The sequence below is a fragment of the uncultured Cyclobacterium sp. genome, assembly GCF_963976465.1.
Lineage (GTDB): Bacteria > Bacteroidota > Bacteroidia > Cytophagales > Cyclobacteriaceae > Cyclobacterium.
In genome coordinates, this window is sequence record NZ_CAXBOC010000452.1 from 1 (window position 1) to 4,696 (window position 4,696).

Annotated in this window: 3 protein-coding genes and 1 pseudogene; all 4 read left to right on the plus strand. The window is 39.1% G+C overall.

The annotated features are described in order from the left end of the window. Positions 1 to 99, plus strand: a pseudogene (locus AAC037_RS20050) (ATPase); the annotation flags it as partial. A gap of 225 nt (positions 100 to 324) precedes the next feature. Further along, positions 325 to 2,154 carry an LptF/LptG family permease gene (locus AAC037_RS20055; RefSeq protein ID WP_339905118.1) on the plus strand — a complete coding sequence of 610 codons (1,830 nt, stop codon included), beginning with the start codon at positions 325 to 327 and terminating at the stop codon, positions 2,152 to 2,154. A 63-nt stretch (positions 2,155 to 2,217) separates the two neighbouring features. Continuing rightward, positions 2,218 to 2,493: a 30S ribosomal protein S15 gene (rpsO, locus tag AAC037_RS20060; RefSeq protein WP_303612426.1), complete on the plus strand. Its 276-nt coding sequence runs from the start codon at positions 2,218 to 2,220 to the stop codon at positions 2,491 to 2,493. A gap of 100 nt (positions 2,494 to 2,593) precedes the next feature. Further along, positions 2,594 to 4,696: polyribonucleotide nucleotidyltransferase (gene pnp / locus AAC037_RS20065; protein WP_339905121.1), on the plus strand; the 2,103-nt coding region annotated here is incomplete at its 3' end.

Here is a 4,696-nt window from a genome sequence, read left to right on the forward strand (position 1 = left end):
CTGCGTGTAATAGAATATAGCGACGCCTTTGATGAGCAAGAGCAGCAGTCAATTTGGGAAGGTTTGATAGGATCTCTTAAAGAGATTATTGGTGGATAAAATGGCTTTTAATTATCATTTTTAACATAATATGCTCAATTTTGTCAAGGGTTTAACCCATCGGTTTAAATGCAAAGCAAGCAGGTGCTGAATGTTGATGAAAAAAAGCTTGAAAAATAAGTAGTGGCTTCTTCATCCGTTTTAAGTACAAATAGCGTTAAAGGCTATGGGCACTTGTATGGCATGGCCTGATTGGTGTTTGCAAATGAAAAGTAAAAGCATTGAATGAAAAAATTAGATAAGCTAGTATTGGGGTCATTCCTCAGTCCTTTTCTGCTTACTTTTATCGTGGTAGATTTTATTTTGCTCACGGTGTATATGCTTAAATATTTTGATGAGATTTTTGGTAAGGACCTGCCTTTTATGGTCTATATGGAACTCATTGGTTATTTTGTAATAAGCATTTCTCCCATGGCCTTGCCTTTGGCTGTATTGCTTTCTTCATTGATGACATTTGGAAACCTGGGAGAACATTTTGAATTAACAGCCATCAAGAGCAGCGGCATTTCCCTCAACCGTACCATGCTTCCGATTGGTGTTTTTGTAGCCATTGTTACCGTATTGGCATTTCTATCCAATAATTACATTGTTCCTCGTGTAAATCTCAAAACCTTTAGCTTGTTGTATGATATCCGGATGAAATCTCCGGCATTTGATATCAAGGAGGGGGTGTTTTACAACGGAATACCGGGATACAGCATCAAAGTCAACAATAAATTAGATGAAGTGCGCCTCAAAGATGTATTGATCTATGACCACACTTCAGGACAGGGTAATCTTCACATGATTACTGCTGATTCAGGTAGGATGGAACCCTTCTTTAACGATCGCTACATAATGTTGACCCTTTATAATGGGAACAGTTATCAGGAAGGTACAGGAAGAAGAGGTGGGGGAAAGGTTCCCCAGACTTTTAGCAGAACACAATTTGAAACCAATAAAATGGTTTTTAATTTGGATGCTTTTGAATTGGATCGAACGGATGAAAAACTTTGGTCCAACAGTAAATCCATAAAAAATATTAGTGAAATAAGGGTTGACTTAGACTCAATGGAAAGAGAAATCAATCACTTTCACTTTTTTAACTATGCCAACACTGAGGCTTCTTACAATTATTTTGGTAGATCCCGGAAGCTGACACCGCCCAAGGATATCTTGGATAAAAAACTGGAAAGTGACTCGCTTAAAAATTTAAAGTACCAGGCCGAACAAGACCTACTTCAAAATGATGTGAACATAGAGCGGGCAGGGGCGGAAGTTTCCGAAACACCCATTTCTTCTACCGCTGCAGGTGATACAAACACAAGCAACCCAACAACAATTGATTCAAGTGAGAGAGAGGCTCAGACTGTTAAACTGGCACAAAGAGCAAGCAGTAAACCTTCGGCTGAATTAAGTGACAGCCTTGCCCAATCCAAAGACAGCGTAGCCAAAGTTTTGGAGACTAATAAAAAACCCGACATGCGGGAAATCAATAAAAACAGTGCTTTAAAGACCGAAAAGCAGGTCATACAGCCCTTATCTGCTGATCAAGAAAAGCGCCTGGACTCTTTATTGTCGACGCCAAGATACCGACACTCGCGGGCCTCTGTAGGACTCACATCAGCAAGAAACATTAAAAACAATTTCACTAAGAATAAAACCCAAGTCAATGAAGTAATGAGGCAATACAGGCATTTTACTGTTGCTTGGTACCAAAAGTATACCCAGTCATTGGCTTGCTTCGTAATGTTCATGATTGGAGCGCCATTGGGAGCTATTATCAAGAAAGGCGGACTAGGCATGCCGGTTTTGTTGTCCATCATTTTTTTTATCATTTATTATATGTTGACAATCACCGGAGAGAAATGGGCAAAGGAAGGTTTGTCAGATCCACTTTTCGGAACCTTTTTCTCCAATATGGCATTGATTCCGTTCGGTCTGTTTTTTTTAAAGCAAGCCCGAAAAGATGCGAGATTATTTGAACCCGATTTTTACCAAGGAATTTGGGAAAAAATAGTTAAATTATACCAGAAAATGATCCGGAGAAAAAAGTTAAAAGAAGATGTTTTATAATTTGGAATAAAACAGCTACCTTTGGCTCTGTTTTAAAAAATTTAACATCATATTTGACTAAGCATGTATTTAGCGAAAGAAGAAAAAGTAGAACTATTCAAGAATCATGGTCGGTTGAAGTCAGAAAGTGATACAGGGTCTCCTGAGTCACAAATTGCCCTGTTTACTTACAGGATTAAGCACCTGACGGAACACTTAAAGACCAACAAAAAGGACCATTCAAGCAGAAAAGGTCTATTGAAATTGGTAGGTAAAAGAAGAAGTTTACTGAATTACCTTATTAAAATTGATATTGAGAGATACAGGAATGTAATTGCTGACCTTGGTATCCGTAAATAATACTTGTAGGGTTCCTTTATATAAGGGACCTTACTTTTTTACTTCCTTCTGTTATTAAGCCTTATTTTTAAAACTATACACTTTACATACTCAAAAGTATATGTTACCAAATACAATTTCAAAAACTATCACTCTTGAAGATGGTAGGGAAATAATCATAGAGACAGGTGCATTGGCCAAACAAGCTGATGGTGCTGTTGTAATTAAAATGGGCAAAGCTATACTACTAGCTACCGTAGTAACAAAAAAAGAAGCAGGTGAGGGAGTTGATTTTCTCCCTATGTCTGTTGATTATCAGGAGAAATTCGCTTCTTCAGGAAAAATACCTGGAGGATTTTTGAAGAGAGAAGGAAGATTATCTGATTACGAAATATTAATTAGTAGGATGGTAGATAGGGCCATTAGGCCTATTTTCCCGGATGACTACCATGCGGACACGAACATAAGCATCACTTTGATGTCTTATGATGAAGACGTTTTACCTGACTGCCTTGCCGGTCTTGCTGCTTCAGCAGCACTTGCTGTATCTGATATTCCTTTCAATGGACCGATCTCGGAAGTTAGGGTAGCAAAGATTGATGACAATCTTTTTATTAATCCTACTCCAACAGAATTAGAAAAGGCTTCTTTGGAGCTGATTGTAGCCGGTTCTGAAGAATTCATCCTTATGGTAGAGGGTGAAGGAGATGAGGTTTCTGAAGATGAAATGGTCGAAGCCTTACAGTTCGCTCATGAAGAAATCAAAAAACACTGTCAAGTTCAAAAAGAACTGACCAAACTTGTAGGCAAAGAAGAAAAAAGGGCCTATAGCCATGAAGTTAATGACGAAGCACTTCATGCTAAAATAAAAGAGGATTTGTACGATAGTCTGTATGACGTGGTTAGCAGACAGATCCCAAACAAATCGGAGAGATCCGAACTAGTCAAGGCTATCAAAGAAAAATTTGTAGAAAGTCTGGGTGAAGATCACGAATACGACGAAAGCCTTATAGGTAGGTATTTCGGTAAAGTTCATAAAGAAGCTGCCAGAAATTTCACTTTGAATGAGAAAAAGAGATTAGATGGCAGAGAGCCTGATGAGGTCAGACCAATATGGTCTGTAGTGGATTACTTGCCATCAGCTCATGGGTCTGCAGTTTTTACCAGGGGTGAAACCCAATCCATTACCACATGTACCCTAGGTACAAAGCTTGATGAGCAAATGGTAGATGGAGCAGTTTTATCCGGGTATAACAAATTCTTTTTGCATTATAATTTTCCTGGTTTCAGTACAGGGGAAGTTAAACCTAATAGAGGACCGGGAAGAAGGGAAGTAGGTCATGGTAACCTTGCCATGCGCGCGCTTAAGAAAGTGTTGCCTGCACCGGAAGACAATCCTTATACCATTCGGGTTGTTTCTGATATTTTGGAATCCAATGGTTCCTCATCTATGGCTACTGTATGTGCCGGATCATTGGCGCTAATGGATGCCGGTATTGCCATCAAAAGTCCAGTTACAGGTATTGCCATGGGCATGATTTCTGATGCAGAGACAGGAAATTACACTATTTTATCTGATATTTTGGGTGATGAAGATCACTTGGGAGATATGGACTTCAAAGTGACAGGTACATCCAAGGGGATTACGGCTTGCCAGATGGACCTTAAAGTAGAAGGTTTGGACTATGAAGTATTGAAAGAGGCCCTTTATCAGGCCAGAAAAGGAAGGTTACATATTTTGGATGAAATCAACAAAACCTTGCCATCCGCAAGACCTGAATTCAAGCCACATACCCCAAGATCTTATAACATGCAGATTCCTAAGGAATTGATTGGTGCAGTTATCGGTCCCGGAGGAAAAGTTATCCAGGAAATTCAAAAAGATACAGGAGCCACTGTCATTATAGAAGAGGTGGATAATATTGGGAAAATCAATATTTTCTCAAATAACCAGGAGTCTATGGATGCTGCCATTGGCAGGATAAAAGCAATCGTTGCGCAGCCGGAAATTGGAGAGACTTATACCGGTAAAGTGAAGAATATCATGCCTTTTGGTGCCTTTATTGAGTTTATGCCTGGTAAAGATGGATTGTTGCATATTTCTGAAATCAAGTGGGAGAGACTGGAATCCATGGATGGAGTCCTGGAATCTGGCGAGGAAATTGCAGTTAAGTTAATAGATGTAGATAAAAAGACAGGAAAATACAAATTGTCTAGAAAAGCA